The sequence below is a fragment of the Microbacterium imperiale genome, assembly GCF_017876655.1.
GTDB classification, from domain to species: Bacteria; Actinomycetota; Actinomycetes; order Actinomycetales; family Microbacteriaceae; genus Microbacterium; species Microbacterium imperiale.
On the sequence record NZ_JAGIOK010000001.1, the window covers coordinates 383323 to 399420 of the forward strand.

Below are 16098 nucleotides of genomic sequence, written 5' to 3' on the forward strand. Positions count from 1 at the left end.
GAGGGTGACCCTGATGGACACGACACAGCAGACCTCGGAGCCGTTCGTCTCGATGCTCGCCGCGCTCGACCGCTTCGACGCGCACCTGGCCGAGTTCGCGCTCGCCGCAGTTGCGGAGGGTGAGCGATGACCGAGACGAGAGACGGCTTCGCGCGCATCCCGGACTGGCTCACCCGCCACGCCGTGCCCGCGCTCGGACTGACCGCCGCCGAGGGCTTCGTCTACGTCGCTGTGCGGTCGCGTGCGGACGCAGATGGGCTCGCCTGGCCGTCCTACCCGACCATCGCCCATGAGACGGGCACGAGCGAGAGCACGGCGGCGCGTGCGGTGAAGCGTCTCGTGCAGGTGGGGCTCCTCGAAGTTGCTGAGCCGGGTCGCCAGCACCAGGCCACGGTCTATCGCGTGGTCGAGCGCCCGAGCCTCCCTCCGAAGCCCGACCGCCCGCTGTCGAAGTCCGAACGCCGACGCGCTCAGGCTCCTCACCGTGGGGAGCCTGAAGCGGAATCGCCTGAGGGTCAGGCTCCTCATGGTGACGCCCAGGCTCCTCACGGTGGGGTGCTCAGGCTCCTCACTGTGGGTAGCGAAGTAGACACAGTGAAGAACACACAGGAAGTAGACACATCTACCCCCACCGCGCTTCGCGCGGCACCCCCCCAGAGGGGGGATGGAGCGGATGACGTGAATGCGGATGGTCAGGCTCGTCTCTCGGCTCTCCTCCCAGCGTTCAGCGTGCCGGATGAGCAACGACGCCAGCCGCCCCCGACCTCACGTGCTCGCGCATCGGCGCATCGGCACGTCTTCGACCCCGTATCCGGCTACTGCGGGTGCGGCCTCCGTAACGACAGAGAGGAGGGTGCGAGATGAGCACCCCACAGCACGACCCGACCACAGCCGACCTCGCCGCGGAATACCTCCTCGGGGACCGGCCAGCACCGAAGGGCGTTCCCGCCCGCGTCGCCCGCGCGACCCGCAAGGCGAAGGCGCTCCAGATGCGCCGTGCGGGCATCTCCGTCGAGGTCATCGCCGCGCACCTGAAGGTGCACCCCCGCACCGTCTACACGTGGCTGAGAGATGCCCTCGCGGCGATCCCGCGTGAGGAGGCGAACGAACTGCGTCTGCTCGAACTCGACCGCCTCGATGCGATCTTCCGGGGGCTGTTCCCCGACGCAGTTGCGGGCGACGTGCGAGCCGCGGAGGGATGCCTGAAGGTGATGGAGCGCCGTGCGCGTCTCCTCAACCTCGACGCGGCGCACACGGCGGGCCTGGAGCAGGTGGGGAGCCTGCTCGACCGGCTCGTCAACGGGGAGGGCTGAGCCGTGGTGCACAGCGCGCCCCGACCGTCCGACGTGGACCTCGCCCGCGCTCGCGCCAAGGCCGCGTTCCTGCCGTACCGGAGCGCGCTCGCCGCCCTGCCCGAGCCGGTGCGCGTGACCATCACCGCCTACACGGGCGCGCTCAGCGCGGAGGCCGCGGCCCAGCGTCACCGCGCACAGCGAGCAGAGGCCCGCCTCGACGCCATCCGCACCGAGAGGAGACGGTGATGACCGCTCGCACCTACAAGGGCGTGCACCGTGCGATCCGAGCCGCACGCGGATCAGCCGTAGGCCGACCATGCGCAGGACCCGACTGCGACCGCCCGGCCACGGGATGGGGCCTCGTGGGTCATCCGACGCAGTTCGGCTACCAGGCCGATGGCAGGGCTGTCTCGTGGTCGCTCGACCTCGACGCCTACGCGCCGCTGTGCACGCGCCACAACAGCCAGAAGGACGGCGGCGGCAACTGGAGCCTCTGCCCGAGAGGGCACGCCCGCATCGCGTGGGGAACGGATGGCCACGGCCACTGCCTCGGATGCAAGCGCGAGCGGGACCGCGAGTACGCGCGACGCCGCAGAACCTCCCGCCAGTCGGCGGGGACCATCGCCCAGCAGGGCACCGACACCAACACAGAACGGAGGCCGTCGTGACCATCGACAGCGCCAACCTCATCACCCTCATCACCACCGCGCGCCGCGACCTCCTCGCCACGGCACGCGCCACCGACCCGCACCTGACGCCGGATGGGCTCCGCGCTCGCCAGCGTGCCGAGGTCGAAGCGATCCGGGCTCGACTCCTCGACGCGATGCCCGCCGAGCCCGCGGCCACCCCCGACCGCCAGCCCGTGCTCGACGCGCTCGCCCCGGCCACCGCGGACGACATCGCCCGCGTCCAGCACGAGCAGGCGAAGGTGAGCGCCCTCCTCGCCGCGGGCCGACTCCTCCCCGAGGTCATCGCGACCGCCAGCCGTGACCGGCTCGCCGCGATCCTCGACAGCGCGGAGACGAGCCCGGAAGTGCTGGAGGCACGCGACCCGGCATCCGTGCTCGGTGCGCTCCACGAGATGATCTGGGGTCGACTCGTGCAGGTGGACGACGCGGCGCAGGCCATCGTCGCCGCCGAGGAGGCCACGACCCCCGCCCGTGCGTGGCGGTCGATCCTGGAGGGCGTCGCGACAGCGGGCTCGATCCCGTTCGAGGGCCGCGTGCTCCTCAACCGTGCCGACCCCGCCGTGCTGGGCCTCCTGGACGACGGGGACGCCGAAGCGGTGCCCGGCCCCTCCGGGAACCTCATCGAGTCGATGATGGACGGGCTCGACCGCGTGCCGGTGGACGCCTGACCACCGATCACCGCCGAGGGGCGGGCTGGCCTACCCGGTTGGTCCGCCCCTCGCGCCGTGTGCGCCCGTCTGAGCGACTTTCACACCGTCCAGGCCCTCTCACCCCACCCTGCGCCCGTTCGTCGCTCTGTGCGTATCTCACGGCTCCTGGTGGTGCTCCAGCCTCGAATCTCTCTCCACAGCCCAGAGGGGCCGAAGATGCAACAGCCTGGCATCGCCAATGCCTCGCGTGAGGGGCTCAGACCGTGCCCTATCCGTGCCCCTAGGGGGCCTCACGTGCCCTAACTCGACCTCACCAGACCACATGAGGGACCCCCGGCATCTCCGCGGTTCTGCGGGATTCCGGGGGTCGGCCTGGAGGGGGTGACCTATCTTCCAAACTGATGGTGCGGGTTCGATTCCCGTCATCCCCTCCACGGCTCCGACGCGCACCGCATCCGCTCGTCGGAGCTTCGTCATTCCGCCCGCGCTGCGTCGTGCTCGGCGCGCAGCGCCACGTAGGTCTCGGCATTGCGTCGGAGACTCGCGCGCTCCTCGTCCGTCAGGGCTCGCCGGACCTTGGCCGGCACTCCGGCCACGAGCGAGCCCGGCGGCACGACCGTGCCCTCGAGCACGACGGCACCACCGGCCACGAGGGAACCCGCGCCGATGACGGCTCCGCTGAGCACCGTGCTGTTCATGCCGATGAGGCATCCGTCGCCGACGGTGCATCCATGGACGACGGCGTTGTGGCCGATCGAGACGTCATCGCCGATCGTCGTCGGCGACGCGGCATCCACGTGGATCACGACGCCGTCCTGGACGTTGCTCCGCTCACCGATGACGACGCGCGACCGGTCGCCCCGGATCACCGCGTTGTACCAGACGCTCGACTCGGCTCCCAGCTCGACCGCGCCGACGATGCGGGCCCCGTCCGCCACGAACACGGTCGGATGCAGCCGGGGCCGCAACTCCCCCAGCGCGACGACGGATGCGGCGGCGGAGACGGGCACGCCATCACGTTACCCCTGGTGAGCCCAGCCTTCTCTTGCTTGCGGAATGTTCCGGGCTGAGTAGCGTTTCATCCGTAGCAGGCCCCGACCTGCCGAGAAGGAGGCGCGACCATGACCGACACGAACATCACCACCCCCGCTCTCACCGCAGACCCGGAGGTCGCGGCCGCGACGGCGCAGTTCCTGACGCCCGTCGTCCACAAGATGCAGGCGCTCGTCGTCAACGGCAAGCAGGCGCACTGGAATGTCCGCGGCTCGAACTTCATCGCCATCCACGAGCTGCTCGACACGGTCGTGGCGCACGCCCAGGAGTACGCCGACACCGCCGCGGAGCGCATCGTCGCCCTCGGCCTGCCCGTCGACTCGCGGGTGTCGACGCTGGCCGACAAGACCACCACGGCCGTCCCCGCCGGCTTCGCGCAGTGGCGCGACGAGATCAAGGCCATCGTCTCCGACATCGATGCAGCCCTCATCGACCTGCAGGACGCGATCGACGGTCTCGACGAGGTCGACCTGTCGAGCCAGGACGTCGCTATCGAGATCAAGCGCGGAGTCGACAAGGACCGCTGGTTCCTCCTCGCGCACCTCGCCGAGTGACGCGTCCCGCTCACTGATCACGCCGCGAAGGCCCCGGACCAGCATCGGTCCGGGGCCTTCGACGTGGGCGTGCCGCGCGACGCGATCCGCGCGTCAGGCGACGTGGGTCGCGCGGCCCGCGAGCAGCGTTGCCTGAACGCCGGTCACCCGCATCTCGACCGCGGTCGCCGCCGCCACGGGGTCACGGTCGACGACGATGAGATCGGCGACGTCGCCCGGCGCGATCGCCGAGCCGGTCTCCGAACCACCCGACGTCGAGGCGGCCAGGGCAACCGAGGCCGCGACGCGCTGGTGCGGACGCCACGCCTCGCGGTCGTCCCCGGTGCGGAACACCGCCGCCGCCATCGTCGACCAGGGATCGAGGGATGCCACCGGCGCATCCGATCCGAAGAGGAGGTTGGCACCCGCATCCGCCAGCTCGCGCATCGGATAGGCGACCGAGGTCTGTCCGGCCCAGTACTCCTCGGCCATGTCCCGGTCGTCCACCGCGTGGGCGGGCTGGACGCTCGCGGCCACGCCGAGCCGGGCGAAACGGGGGATGTCGGCGTGGGCGACGAGCTGAGCGTGCTCGATCGTGCCGGTCGCCCCCGTCAGCGCGAACGCGTCGAGCGCATGAGTGTTCGCCACGTCGCCGATCGCATGGACCGCGCACGCGATGCCCGCGCCGGTGGCGCGCCGCATCAGCTGCACGAGTTCGTCCGGCGGCACCGTCATGACGCCGAAGTCGGTCGCCTGGCCGGGGTAATGGTGCGAGCACGCGGCGGTGCGCGTCCCGAGCGAGCCGTCGGTGATGACCTTGAACGGCCCCATCCGCACGAGTCCGCGCTGATCGATCGCATCGCCCGTGGCCAAGCCCGCGGCGATGGCGCGCTCGAGGGAGCTCGCATACACGCCGAACGAGACGCGCACCGCATCGAAGCCGCGCGCGAGACGGCGCTGCCAGGCCTCCGGGTTCCACGCCATGTCGAGGTCGACGATCCCGACGACGCCGCGAGCCGCCGCCCGGTCCATCGCGTCGATCACGGCGGCGTCCGCGAGGTCGACGTCGAGAGCGTTCAACCGGCGGGAGATCTCGAACGCCGGTTCTTCGCGCAGGATGCCGTCGTCGGAGCTCATTCCCTCGCGCCGAAGAGCCGCCGAGTTCAGCCACACGCTGTGGACGTCGGAATTGATGAGGTAGGTGGGGACGTCGCCGGTCGCCGCGTCGAGGAGCTCGAGCGTCGGTGTGTCGCGCCAGAGAGCGTCGCGGTACCCCGATCCGACGCGGCGCCCGTCGTCGCCGACCGGTGCGGCGCCCATGACCGCCGCCGCCTGAGCGGCGGAATCCAGGCCGTCGAGCACGACACGGCGCGACGCGAGTGCCCACTGCACGGTGTGGATGTGGTGGTCCCACAGCCCCGGCAGCAGCCAGCCGCCGGCTCCGTCGATCACGGCCCCGGTCCGCGGCAACGCCCCCGCCGGGGCGATGTCGGCGACGACCCCGTCGACGAGATGGACGTCGACGAGGTCGGTCCCGAACGGATCGGTGCGGCCCGGACCGGTCAGGCGGACGTTCGCCACGACACCGATCGAGGCGCCGCGCTCGACGCTCATCGAGCTCCTCCCCGAGCCGCGCGCATGGCGCTGTGGGCGCGGCGCATCTCGGCGGCCAGACGCGGGTCGGCGTACGGGGTGGTGCCGGTCTCGAGCCGGTCCATGATCGTGTCGACGACCTCGTCCGGGCGGTTCTGACTGAGCTTGCGCTTCGCGCTCACCCGATCGGGCGTCAGCCGGAAACCGACGGTGCCCCGTTCGAGTCGTCGCACGAACTCCTCGTCGTTCGGGTGGGCCAGCATCGGGCGGGGATCGGGCGTCTGCGATTCCAAGCGGTCGACGAGCCGGTCGAGCACCCGAAGGTTCTCCTCGGTGTCGAGGATCTCGGGCACGCCGGCGAGATGAACCGCCACGAAGTTCCACGTCGGGACGGCGGGCGCATCGCCGTACCAGCTCGGCGAGATGTAGCCGTGCGGACCGGCGAACACCACGAGGAGCTCACGCTCGCCGAGCCCGTGGACGACGTCGTCGGGGCGGCCGACGTGCCCGACGATGGTCAGGTCGTCACGGTCCTCGTCGAGCAGCACGGCGTAGTGCGACGCGACGAGCCCGTCGGGGGTCGAGCTCACGAGGGTCGCCCAGGGGTTCTCGTCGATCGTCCGGCGCAGCTCGGCGACATCCGTCATCGCGAAGCTCGGGTTCTGTCTCATCGCATCATCTCTGGCAGTTCGGGCACCAGTACAGCTTTCGCGCGCCCATCTCTTCGAGCAGGATCGCGGTGCCGCACACGCGGCAGGGCAGGCCGGCGCGGTGGTACACCCAGTGCCGGTCGTCGCGGTGGGCCATCGCGCGACGCCAGGCCTCGGGGTCGAGGTCGTCCATCGTCATCATCTGGCCGGTCTCGACGCCGATCGCCAGCAGTCGCACCCAGTCCCGCCACAGCTCCCGCACCGTCTCCTCCGGGACGTCACGCCCGGGGGTGTGGGGGTCCAGGCGCGCACGGAAGAGCATTTCGGCGCGGTACACGTTGCCGATGCCGCTCACGACGTTCTGGTCCATCAGCAGCAGACCGATCGGGGTCGGCTTGCGCCGCACGACGGCGGTGAAGCGCTCCTCACCCGCGGCGGGGTCGTCGACGAGCGGATCGGGTCCGAGCTTCGCGATGGTCGCCCGCACCTCGTCCGGGGTCTGCAGCTGACACGCCGTCGGGCCGCGCAGGTCGGCGCACGTGACGTCGGTGAGCAGGCGCAGCCGCACCTGTCCGACGACCGGCGGCGGCCATTCGGCCTCATCCACGTCGTCGTCGTCGAGACCCGTCGTCTGCTCGCTCATCCGCACCCGGACGCGGGTCCGCCGCGGCGCGCCGATCGAGGTCAACGAGTTCTCGCCCGCCGTGTCGAAGATGCGGTCCACATCCGTCCCACGCTGATTGGTGTGGCCCATCCGGCCGTTCGCCGAGGCGATGGTGGCGTCGGCCAGCACCTCGCCCGCGAAGTCCCACGCGCCGTACATCCCGAGGTGCACCCGCAGCCAAACGTCGCCCTCGAAGTTCAGGAACATCTGTTTGCCGACGGCGCGCACGGCGACGGCCTCGCGGCCATTGAGCACCGCGGCGCCCTCGGCGAAGCGACCCTGCGGACTGGATGCCGCGACGGTGCGCCCCACGATGTTGCGGTCGAACTGCCGGGCGATGCGGTGGACGGAATGCCCCTCGGGCATCAGCCCGCTTCCGGGTCGAACGAGTCGCCGGCCGGGAGCGGGGAGGTCGCCTCACGGCCGTCCTCGCGCGGGTCCGGGAGCAGGCTGCCGTCGGCCTCGTACGCGGCGAGCTGACCGATACGACGGGCGTGCCGCTCTTCGCCGCTGAAGGGCGTCGCGATGAAACGGTCGATGAAGGCGACCGCCTCGTCGAACGTGTGCTGGCGCGCCCCGATCGAGATCACGTTGGCGTCGTTGTGCTCGCGGGCGAGCTCGGCGGTGGCGAGGTTCCACACCAACGCCGCACGCACGCCGTGCACCTTGTTCGCCGCCATCTGCTCGCCGTTGCCGGACCCGCCGAACACCACGCCGAGCGCTTCGACACCGGCCTGCTGGTCGCGCACGACCGCCTGTGCCGCACGGATGCAGAACGACGGATAGTCGTCGAGGGCGTCGTACTCGACCGGGCCATGGTCGACGACCTCGTGACCGTGTTCGGCGAGGTGGTGCTGAAGCTGGGTGGAGAACTCGAGACCGGCGTGATCGGTCGCGATATGGATGCGCATGGCACCATCCTATGAACGTGCGGGCCGCAGACGCGTAGGCTGGCACGGTTGCCGTCGGCGCCAGCAGCGCACGGCCGCCAAACCTCACCCCGACCCTGGGAGCAGAACGCACGTGCCTGGAGAGAACCTCACCCGCATCGAGGCGCAGGAGCGCCGCGCGATCGTCGACACGCAGTCGTACGACGTCGCCCTCGACCTGACCGTCGGCGCGGAGGTGTTCCGCTCCCGCGTGGTCGTCCGCTTCGCCGCGACGGAGGGCGCCTCGACCTTCATCGACCTCATCGCTCGCGAGGTCCGCGAGATCACGCTCAACGGACGCACCATCGACACCGGAGCGTTTGCCGACTCGCGGATCGCCCTCGACGGTCTCGCGGCGCAGAACGAGCTCATCGTCGACGCCGACTGCCTGTACACGAACACGGGCGAGGGGCTGCACCGCTTCGTCGATCCCGTCGACGGCGAGGTGTACCTCTACTCGCAGTTCGAGGTGCCCGACTCGCGGCGCGTGTTCGCCGTCTTCGAGCAGCCCGACCTCAAGGCCGAGTTCCGCTTCACCGTGACCGCGCCGGCAGAGTGGAAGGTCGTGTCGAACTCCCCCACGCCCGAGCCGGTCCGCGGCGATGCGGGCACCGCCACGTGGGCGTTCGAGCCCACTCCCCGGATCTCCTCGTACATCACCGCGCTCGTGGCCGGTCCGTACGAAGAGGTCTTCTCGGAGCTCACGAGCGCCGACGGCCGCGTCATCCCGCTCGGGGTGTACGCCCGCAAGAGCCTCTGGCAGTACCTCGACGCCGACTACGTCTTCGAGAAGACTCGCCAGGGCTTCGCGTACTTCGAGGACAAGTTCGGTGTGCCGTACCCGTTCGCCAAGTACGACCAGCTCTTCGTCCCCGAGTTCAACGCGGGCGCCATGGAGAACGCGGGCGCGGTGACCTTCACCGAGACGTACGTCTTCCGCTCGAAGGTCACCGACGCCGTCAAGGAACGTCGCGTCGTGACGATCCTCCACGAGCTCGCCCACATGTGGTTCGGCGACCTCGTCACGATGAAGTGGTGGAACGACCTCTGGCTCAACGAGTCGTTCGCCGAATGGGCGTCGACGATCGCGACCGCCGAGGCCACCGAGTGGACTGAGGCCTGGACCACGTTCAACGCGATGGAGAAGACCTGGGCGTACCGCCAGGACCAGCTGCCCTCGACCCACCCCGTCGTCGCCGAGATCAACGACCTCGAGGACGTCCAGGTCAACTTCGACGGCATCACCTACGCCAAGGGCGGCTCGGTTCTCAAGCAGCTCGCGGCCTGGGTCGGTGTCGAGGCCTTCTTCGCCGGCGTGTCGGCCTACTTCCGCAAGCACTCCTGGGGCAACACCGAGCTGAGCGACCTGCTCACCGAACTCGAGGCCACGAGCGGCCGCGAGCTGGGCACGTGGTCGAAGAAGTGGCTCGAGACGGCGGGGGTCAACACCCTCGAGCCCGAAATCACGACGGATGCCGACGGCACCATCACTCGCTTCGCCATCGTCCAGACGGCGCCCGCGGACTACCCGACCATCCGCCCGCACCGCCTGGGCGTCGGCTTCTACTCGCTGCGCGACGGCGCGCTCGTGCGCACGCATCACATCGAGCTCGACGTCGACGGCGACCTCACCGAGGTCCCCGAGCTGAAGGGGCGGACGCAGCCCGACCTGGTGCTGCTCAACGACGACGACCTCGCCTACGCGAAGATCCGCCTCGACGACCGGTCGCTCCGCACGGCCATCGAGCACCTCGCGGAGATCAGCGACCCGCTCGCCCGCTCGCTGGTGTGGGGTGCGGCGTGGGACCAGACGCGCGACGCCGAGGCCTCCGCCACGGACTACATCGATCTCGTCCTGCGCAACATCGGCAGCGAGACCGAGTCGACCACGGTCCGCACGACGCTGGCCCAGCTGCAGCTGGCGGCGAACTCCTACGTCGCACCCGAGACTCGCGACGCCGCTCGCGCGCGGGTGGCCGACGGGCTGTGGGCGCTCGCCCAGCAGGCGGAGGCGGGCAGCGACAGCCAGCTGCAGTTCGTCACCGCCTTCGCCTCGGCCGCAGCCACCGCCGAGCACGCCGAGGTGGTCCGCAGCCTGCGCTCTGGCGAGACGGCCCTCGCCGGCCTCGACATCGACGCCGACCTCTCGTGGGCGCTGCTGGTGTCGCTGGCGGCGTCCGGGGCTGTGTCCGCTGACGAGATCGATGCGGCGCTCGCAGCGGACAACACCGCCAAGGGCGGCGAGTTCGCGGCTCAGGCCCGCGCCGCTCTGCCCACGGCCGAGGCCAAGCGCGCCGCCTGGACCTCGCTCGTCGAGCAGGCCGACCTGCCGAACACCGTCGTGCGCTCCGCAGCCGTGGGCTTCACCCACCCCGCCGGAGTCGCGCTCCTCACGCCGTACATCGAGGAGTACTTCGGGATGCTGCTGCCGATCTGGGAGTCGCGCACGTACCAGATCGCGCAGTACCTGATCGTGGGGCTGTACCCCGCCGCTCTGGCGAACGTCGAGCTGCGCACTGCGACACGCGCCTGGCTGTCGCAGCACGGCGACGCCCCCGCAGCCCTGCGCCGCCTCGTCGCCGAGAACCTCGCCGGCGTCGAGCGGGCCCTGTCGGTGCAGGAGCGCGACGCGCAGGACTGAGTCGACCCAAGCGCAGCGGGCGTCATACTCCGGTATGACGCCCGCCGCGCGTTCCGGTACGAGGAGCCGACGACGCGGCCCACATCGCGTCGATAGCGTGGGCGCATGATCGTTGCAGAAGGCCTCACGAAGAGGTACGGAGACAAGACCGCGGTCGACGGCGTCAGCTTCACGGTTCCGTCGGGGAGGGTGACGGGGTTCCTCGGGCCGAACGGTGCCGGAAAGTGCACCACGATGCGCATGATCGTCGGACTCGATCGCCCGTCCTCGGGGCGCGTCACCATCAACGGACGCGACTACCGCTCGTTGCGCTCCCCGCTCACCGAGGTCGGCATCCTCCTCGACGCCAAGGCCGTGCACACCGGCCGCAGCGCACGCAATCACCTGCGGGCGATGGCGGCGACGCACGGCATCCCGCGCTCCCGTGTGGACGAGGTCATCGAGATCACCGGGCTCGGTTCGGTCGCGGGCAAACGCGCGGGCAAGTTCTCGCTGGGCATGGGCCAGCGGCTCGGGATCGCCGCCGCGCTGCTCGGTGATCCGCAGACCCTCATCCTCGACGAACCCGTCAACGGACTCGACCCCGAGGGCGTGCGCTGGGTGCGGCAGTTCGTGCGCGGACAGGCCGCCCAGGGGCGCACCGTCCTGCTCTCGAGCCACCTGATGAGCGAGATGGCCCTCACCGCGGACCACGTCATCGTGCTCGGGCGCGGACGAGTCCTCGCCGACGCCGGCATCGACGACCTCGTCCGGGCCTGGACCACCAACACCGTCACCGTCCGCAGCCCGCGCGCGGACGACCTCGCGCGCCTGCTCGCAGGCCCCGACGTCTCCGTGACGAGCGGGGAGGCCGGGGTGCTTCAGGTTTCCGGGATCGGTGCCCCAGCGATCGGCGACACGGCCGCGGCCAACGGCATCCCGCTCCACGAGCTGACCCCGCGCGTCGGGTCGCTCGAAGACGCCTACCTCGCCCTGACCGAGGGGTCCGTCGAATACCAGACGAAGGGGGCCGTGCGATGAGCGCGACGACCGTCCAGAGCGCGCCGCCCGCGGCGCCCGCCGCCACCGGCTACCGACTGTCGGCCGGCCGATTGGTGCGCAGCGAGTTCATCAAGCTGCTGACCCTCCGCTCGACGTGGTGGTCGCTCGGGGTGACGGCGGCTCTCGCGATCGGCATCTCGCTGCTGATGGCGTGGGCGTCGACCGACTTCGGCGGCGACTTCAACCCCGTGCTGGCGATCACCGCGCCAATGCAGTTCACCATGCTGGTCGCCGGCATCCTCGGCGCGATGGCCATCACCGGTGAGTACTCCACCGGCATGATCCGGTCGACGTTCGCGGCCGAACCGCGGCGCGGCGCGGTCCTCGCAGCGAAGGCCGTCGTCGTCGCGGTGCTGCTCGCCGTCACGACCGTGGTCACCTCGACCGTCGCTCTCCTGGCTTCCGCCCCCATCTTCGGCGACCGCACGCTGGACTGGGGCGCGCCCGAGCAGTCGATCGTCCCGCTCGCGCTCGGCGTCCTCGCCATGGCCACCTTCGCCCTGCTCGGGCTCGGCTGGGGCTTCATCATCCGCAACGGCGCCGGCGCGATCGCGGCGACGGTGGGAATCCTGTTCGTCCTGCCCATCGTGCTGAGCCTGTTCGCGCTCGGCGGCGAGTCGTGGGCGTGGATCGTCGACCTGGGACAGTACCTCCCGGCCGCGGCCGCTCAGGTCGTGACCTCCCCCGCGCCCGACGACTTCTGGCCCGCGCTCATCACACTGCTCGCCTGGCCCGCGGCGACCCTCCTGGGCGGCTGGGCCGTGCTCCGCACGGGCGACGCGTAGGGTGCCAGGAGTGACCTCACGAAGCCGTAGTTCGCCGTCTCCGGACGACGAACTGCGGCTTCCGCGTCCGCCCGGCGTCATGCGCCGGTTCTGGTCGCGACACCCCCGGATCGCCGACGTCCTGATCGCGGGCGTCTGTCTGCTGATCTCCCTCGTGCCCGCGACATCGTTCGCCGGCCGCGAGGATGCCGTCGGCGTCGCCCGGTACTGGCCCGCGACCGGGCCGTTCGTCGTCGGCCTCGTCGTCGTCGGCTGCGCGTCGCTGCTCGTTCGCCGACGATTTCCCCGTGCGGTCTTCGCGCTGGCCGTGGTCGTCGCGCACGCGTACCTGCTCGCACCCGTCGCCGTGGGCGGCCTCCTGCTGTGCATCAGCGCGTACTCCCTGGCCGTGTATCGCAGTACTCGGGCATGCCTGATCGGTGTGGGGATCGCTCTCGGCTCGCTCGCGACGAGCGCCGCCGTCCTCGGCTTGACCGGCGTCATCGGTCCCGCGATCGCCTGGAACGCCGTGATCGGCGAGGCCGTCGTCACGACGATCGGCGCTCTCATCGGCACCAACGTCGGCAACCGCAAGCGCTACGTCGCCGCGCTCATCGACCGCTCCCGCCAGCTGGTCGTCGAGCGCGACCAGCAGACGCAGCTCGCGGCGGCCTCCGAACGCGAGCGCATCGCCCGCGAGCTCCACGACATCGTCGCGCACTCGCTCACCGTGATGGTCGCCCTCGCTGAGGGCGTGGCCGCTTCGACCGACATGAACCGCGCACGCCCCGGGGCCGCGGCGATCGCGGCGACCGGCCGTGAAGCCCTGCGCGACATGCGCGCGACGCTCGGTGTGCTGCGGGAACCGGATGCCGCACCACTCGCGCCGCTCGCCCGCGACACCGCCGCCGAGACAATCGCCTCGGCGCGCGCGGCGGGGTTCGACGCCACGCTGACGGTGGCGGGAGAACGACCCGAGCTCAGCAGCGCGGTGCAGCTGGCCATCTCGCGCATCGCGCAGGAGGCCGTCACCAACGCCATCCGACACGCGCGCGGCGCGACCCGCATCGACCTTCGCATCGCGTACGCGCCGACGTCGGTCACCGTCACCGTGAGCGATGACGGTGAGCCCGTCGACCCGCCGCCGGCCTCCGCGGGCGGTTACGGTCTGCGGAGGCTGCGGGAACGGGTGGAACTGACCGGCGGCACCGTGGCAGCGGGGCCGGCCCAGGGACGCGGGTGGCGGGTCCACGCCGTCCTCCCTCTCGAACAGGAGAACCATGACGAGTCCTGATGCCGCGCCGATCCGCGTCCTCATCGTCGACGATCAGACGCTCATCCGGTTGGGGTTCCGCATGGTGCTGGAGTCGACCGGCGACATCGACGTGGTGGGCGAGGCGTCCGACGGCGCCGAGGCGCTCACGGCGGTGGCGGAGCTGTCGCCCGATGTCGTCCTCATGGACGTGCGCATGCCGGGCGTCGACGGCATCGAGGCGACCGCCCGCATCCGTCGGACCCACCCCGACGTGCGCGTGCTGGTGCTCACGACCTTCGACCTCGACGAGTACGCCTTCGGCGCGCTCCGCGCGGGAGCCGGAGGATTCCTGCTCAAGGACGCCCGTCGCGATGAGCTCATCGCCGCGGTTCGGGCGGTCGCGGCGGGCGAGGCGACCCTGTCGCCCCGCGTCACGCGGCGCATGATCGATCTCGTCACCTCCGCGGGCCTCCCCGCACCCGAGCCGGCGCGGCCGACGACGCTGACCGCGCGTGAGGCGGAGGTCCTCGACGCCATGGCGCGGGGACTGACCAACGCCGAGATCGCTGCGACGCTGTTCCTCAGCGAATCGACGGTCAAGACGCACGTCGGCCGCATCCTGACGAAGCTGCCCGCTCGCGACCGCGTGCACGCCGTCCTCATCGCGCACGGCCTCGCGCAACCCGGCCTCGACGCCTGAGCCGGGCCTCGGCGCGCTCGCGGCTGGGGCGCAGGAGCCGTCGTTAGGATCGGATCGATGACCCCGTTCGACGCCTCCCCCGACCCCGCTCCCGTGGACTGGAACATCTCCATGACCGACTTCGTGACGTTCCTCACCGCCGCTGGATGGAACATCGTGAAGGTTGCGGCGATCGTCCTCGGAGCGTTCGCGCTGTCCTGGCTCATGCGGCGCCTGATCGGACGGGTCGTCGAGCGGATCGTCCGCGGGGCGAAGACCCGTGCCGATGCCGAGGACACCCGCGCGATCGACATCTCGCCGCTGGCCGAAGTGCGCATCGTGCAGCGGACCCGAACGCTCGGCTCCATCCTGTCGAACATCGTGAACGTGACGATCGTCATCGTCGCCCTGCTCATGATCGTCGGGGTGCTCAACCCCGACATCCTCGGCTCATTCACGCTCCTGTCGGCGGCGATCGGCGCCGGCCTCGGCTTCGGCGCGCAGAACATCGTCAAGGACGTCCTCAACGGCATGTTCATCGTCGCCGAGGATCAGATCGGCATCGGCGATGTCGTCGACCTCGGGCTCGCGACCGGGATCGTCGAGTACGTGAGCGTGCGGGTGACGCACGTCCGCGATGTCAACGGCACCCTCTGGTTCGTCCGCAACGGCGAGATCACGCGCATCGGCAACCTGTCGCAGGGGTGGGCGCGCGTCATCATCGATCTGTCGGTCCCCACCGACGCGGACATCGACGACGTCGAGCAGACGATGCTCGACAGCGCGAAGGAGATGGCGCGCGAGTCGAAGTGGCGTGGACGCATCATCGAGAAGCCCGAGATCTGGGGACTGGAGTCGGTCAACGGCGACGCCCTCGTGATCCGACTGGTCGTGAAGACGCGGCCGAATGCGAAGGATGACGTCGCTCGCGCGCTGCGCCTGCGGCTCAAGCGCGCGATGGACGACCTCGGGGTGAAGATCCCGCAGCTGAACTCCACCATCCTGAGCGGTCTCGACGGCGCTCAGAGCGTCCGCGGCGCGAACCCGCCGAAGACCAAGCCGCAGCCCGTCGCACCCATCGCGACGCGACCGCGACCGCAATGGCGGCCGCGTCGCAAGAACGCGCCCATCGCTGACGCTTCGCCGCCGCGGGAGCGTCCGGACTCCCCCGCCGCCGACCCGAAGGACACACCGTGACCGACACGCGCAGCTTCTACGACGAGGTCGGCGGACACGAGATCTTCGCGCGACTGGTCGAGGTGTTCTACCGCGAGGTGGCCACCGACGACGTCCTCCGCCCGATGTATCCCGAGGAAGACCTCGGCCCCGCCGCAGAGCGCCTCTTGCTCTTCCTCGAGCAGTACTGGGGCGGACCGACGACGTACGGCGAGACCCGGGGTCACCCGCGTCTGCGCATGCGGCACCGCCCGTTCCACGTCGACCCGGACGCCCGTGATCGGTGGCTGCGTCACATGAGGACGGCCGTGGACGAGCTCGATCTTTCTCCGCTTCACGAGGCGACGCTCTGGGACTACCTCGAACGCGCCGCTCACGCGATGGTCAACACCTTCGAGCCGTCGGGCATCGGCCCCGCTGCCGGCGTGGGCGCCACCGCCCTGCCGCTGCACCCCCGGACGACCGCCGACGACTCCTGACCGCCTG

The 16098-nt window shown here is 70.8% G+C and carries 18 protein-coding genes; 13 read left to right on the plus strand and 5 right to left on the minus strand.

Translation table 11 applies throughout. The annotated features are described in order from the left end of the window. Positions 1-126: 126 nt before the first annotated feature. Genes JOF37_RS15820 through JOF37_RS01790 form a run of 5 tightly spaced genes read left to right on the plus strand, consistent with a single transcriptional unit; the run spans position 127 to position 2652 of the window. Positions 127-864 (plus strand): helix-turn-helix domain-containing protein, encoded by a 738-nt coding sequence (locus JOF37_RS15820; protein WP_210004545.1) that lies wholly within the window; start codon positions 127-129, stop codon positions 862-864. Continuing rightward, the gene (locus JOF37_RS01775; RefSeq protein WP_210004547.1) at positions 861-1313 is read left to right on the plus strand and encodes a helix-turn-helix domain-containing protein; all 453 of its coding nucleotides are present in this window, start codon (positions 861-863) and stop codon (positions 1311-1313) included. The genes JOF37_RS15820 and JOF37_RS01775 overlap by 4 nt, the downstream gene beginning before the upstream one ends. 33 nt (positions 1314-1346) lie before the next feature. Beyond that, a complete protein-coding gene (locus JOF37_RS01780) occupies positions 1347-1541 on the plus strand; it encodes a hypothetical protein (protein WP_210004549.1) in 195 nt (64 codons plus the stop codon). Continuing rightward, complete coding sequence (locus JOF37_RS01785) at positions 1541-1963, plus strand: hypothetical protein (protein WP_210004551.1); 423 nt, start codon at positions 1541-1543, stop codon at positions 1961-1963. The genes JOF37_RS01780 and JOF37_RS01785 overlap by 1 nt, the downstream gene beginning before the upstream one ends. Beyond that, positions 1960-2652 carry a hypothetical protein gene (locus JOF37_RS01790; RefSeq protein WP_210004552.1) on the plus strand — a complete coding sequence of 231 codons (693 nt, stop codon included), beginning with the start codon at positions 1960-1962 and terminating at the stop codon, positions 2650-2652. Before JOF37_RS01785 ends, JOF37_RS01790 begins: the two co-directional genes overlap by 4 nt. 455 nt (positions 2653-3107) lie before the next feature. Here the strand turns inward: JOF37_RS01790 and JOF37_RS01795 are convergent, their stop codons facing one another. Next, the gene (locus JOF37_RS01795) at positions 3108-3644 is read right to left on the minus strand and encodes a gamma carbonic anhydrase family protein (protein ID WP_210004553.1); all 537 of its coding nucleotides are present in this window, start codon (positions 3642-3644) and stop codon (positions 3108-3110) included. Between the two features lie 111 nt (positions 3645-3755). Here JOF37_RS01795 and JOF37_RS01800 point away from each other — a divergent pair, with 111 nt between their 5' ends. Next, complete coding sequence (locus JOF37_RS01800) at positions 3756-4241, plus strand: Dps family protein (protein WP_210004555.1); 486 nt, start codon at positions 3756-3758, stop codon at positions 4239-4241. A 93-nt stretch (positions 4242-4334) separates the two neighbouring features. On the opposite strand, the gene JOF37_RS01805 is transcribed toward JOF37_RS01800, so the two are convergent. Genes JOF37_RS01805 through JOF37_RS01820 form a run of 4 tightly spaced genes read right to left on the minus strand, consistent with a single transcriptional unit; the run spans position 4335 to position 8038 of the window. Then, the gene (locus JOF37_RS01805; protein WP_210004557.1) at positions 4335-5834 is read right to left on the minus strand and encodes an amidohydrolase; all 1500 of its coding nucleotides are present in this window, start codon (positions 5832-5834) and stop codon (positions 4335-4337) included. After that, positions 5831-6484: an FMN-binding negative transcriptional regulator gene (locus JOF37_RS01810; RefSeq protein WP_210004558.1), complete on the minus strand. Its 654-nt coding sequence runs from the start codon at positions 6482-6484 to the stop codon at positions 5831-5833. The genes JOF37_RS01805 and JOF37_RS01810 overlap by 4 nt, the downstream gene beginning before the upstream one ends. A gap of 4 nt (positions 6485-6488) precedes the next feature. Continuing rightward, positions 6489-7493, minus strand: coding sequence for an Fpg/Nei family DNA glycosylase (locus tag JOF37_RS01815; protein ID WP_210004559.1), 1005 nt, complete (start codon positions 7491-7493; stop codon positions 6489-6491). Then, complete coding sequence (locus tag JOF37_RS01820; RefSeq protein ID WP_210004563.1) at positions 7493-8038, minus strand: ribose-5-phosphate isomerase; 546 nt, start codon at positions 8036-8038, stop codon at positions 7493-7495. The genes JOF37_RS01815 and JOF37_RS01820 overlap by 1 nt, the downstream gene beginning before the upstream one ends. A 112-nt stretch (positions 8039-8150) precedes the next feature. Here JOF37_RS01820 and pepN point away from each other — a divergent pair, with 112 nt between their 5' ends. The 7 genes from pepN (at position 8151) to JOF37_RS01855 (ending at position 16091) form a co-directional block, all read left to right on the plus strand. Continuing rightward, a complete protein-coding gene (gene pepN / locus JOF37_RS01825; RefSeq protein WP_210004565.1) occupies positions 8151-10697 on the plus strand; it encodes an aminopeptidase N in 2547 nt (848 codons plus the stop codon). Positions 10698-10802: 105 nt separating this feature from the next. Continuing rightward, the gene (locus JOF37_RS01830; RefSeq protein ID WP_210004567.1) at positions 10803-11717 is read left to right on the plus strand and encodes an ABC transporter ATP-binding protein; all 915 of its coding nucleotides are present in this window, start codon (positions 10803-10805) and stop codon (positions 11715-11717) included. Then, positions 11714-12523 (plus strand): ABC transporter permease, encoded by an 810-nt coding sequence (locus JOF37_RS01835; protein ID WP_210004569.1) that lies wholly within the window; start codon positions 11714-11716, stop codon positions 12521-12523. Before JOF37_RS01830 ends, JOF37_RS01835 begins: the two co-directional genes overlap by 4 nt. Positions 12524-12533: 10 nt before the next feature. Then, positions 12534-13796, plus strand: a complete 1263-nt coding sequence (locus tag JOF37_RS01840; RefSeq protein ID WP_271174871.1) for a sensor histidine kinase — start codon at positions 12534-12536, stop codon at positions 13794-13796. Then, the gene (locus JOF37_RS01845; RefSeq protein ID WP_210004571.1) at positions 13783-14457 is read left to right on the plus strand and encodes a response regulator transcription factor; all 675 of its coding nucleotides are present in this window, start codon (positions 13783-13785) and stop codon (positions 14455-14457) included. The genes JOF37_RS01840 and JOF37_RS01845 overlap by 14 nt, the downstream gene beginning before the upstream one ends. Before the next feature lie 57 nt (positions 14458-14514). Further along, positions 14515-15633, plus strand: coding sequence for a mechanosensitive ion channel family protein (locus tag JOF37_RS01850; RefSeq protein WP_210004575.1), 1119 nt, complete (start codon positions 14515-14517; stop codon positions 15631-15633). Continuing rightward, positions 15630-16091, plus strand: a complete 462-nt coding sequence (locus JOF37_RS01855; RefSeq protein WP_210004577.1) for a globin — start codon at positions 15630-15632, stop codon at positions 16089-16091. Before JOF37_RS01850 ends, JOF37_RS01855 begins: the two co-directional genes overlap by 4 nt. Positions 16092-16098: the final 7 nt, after the last annotated feature.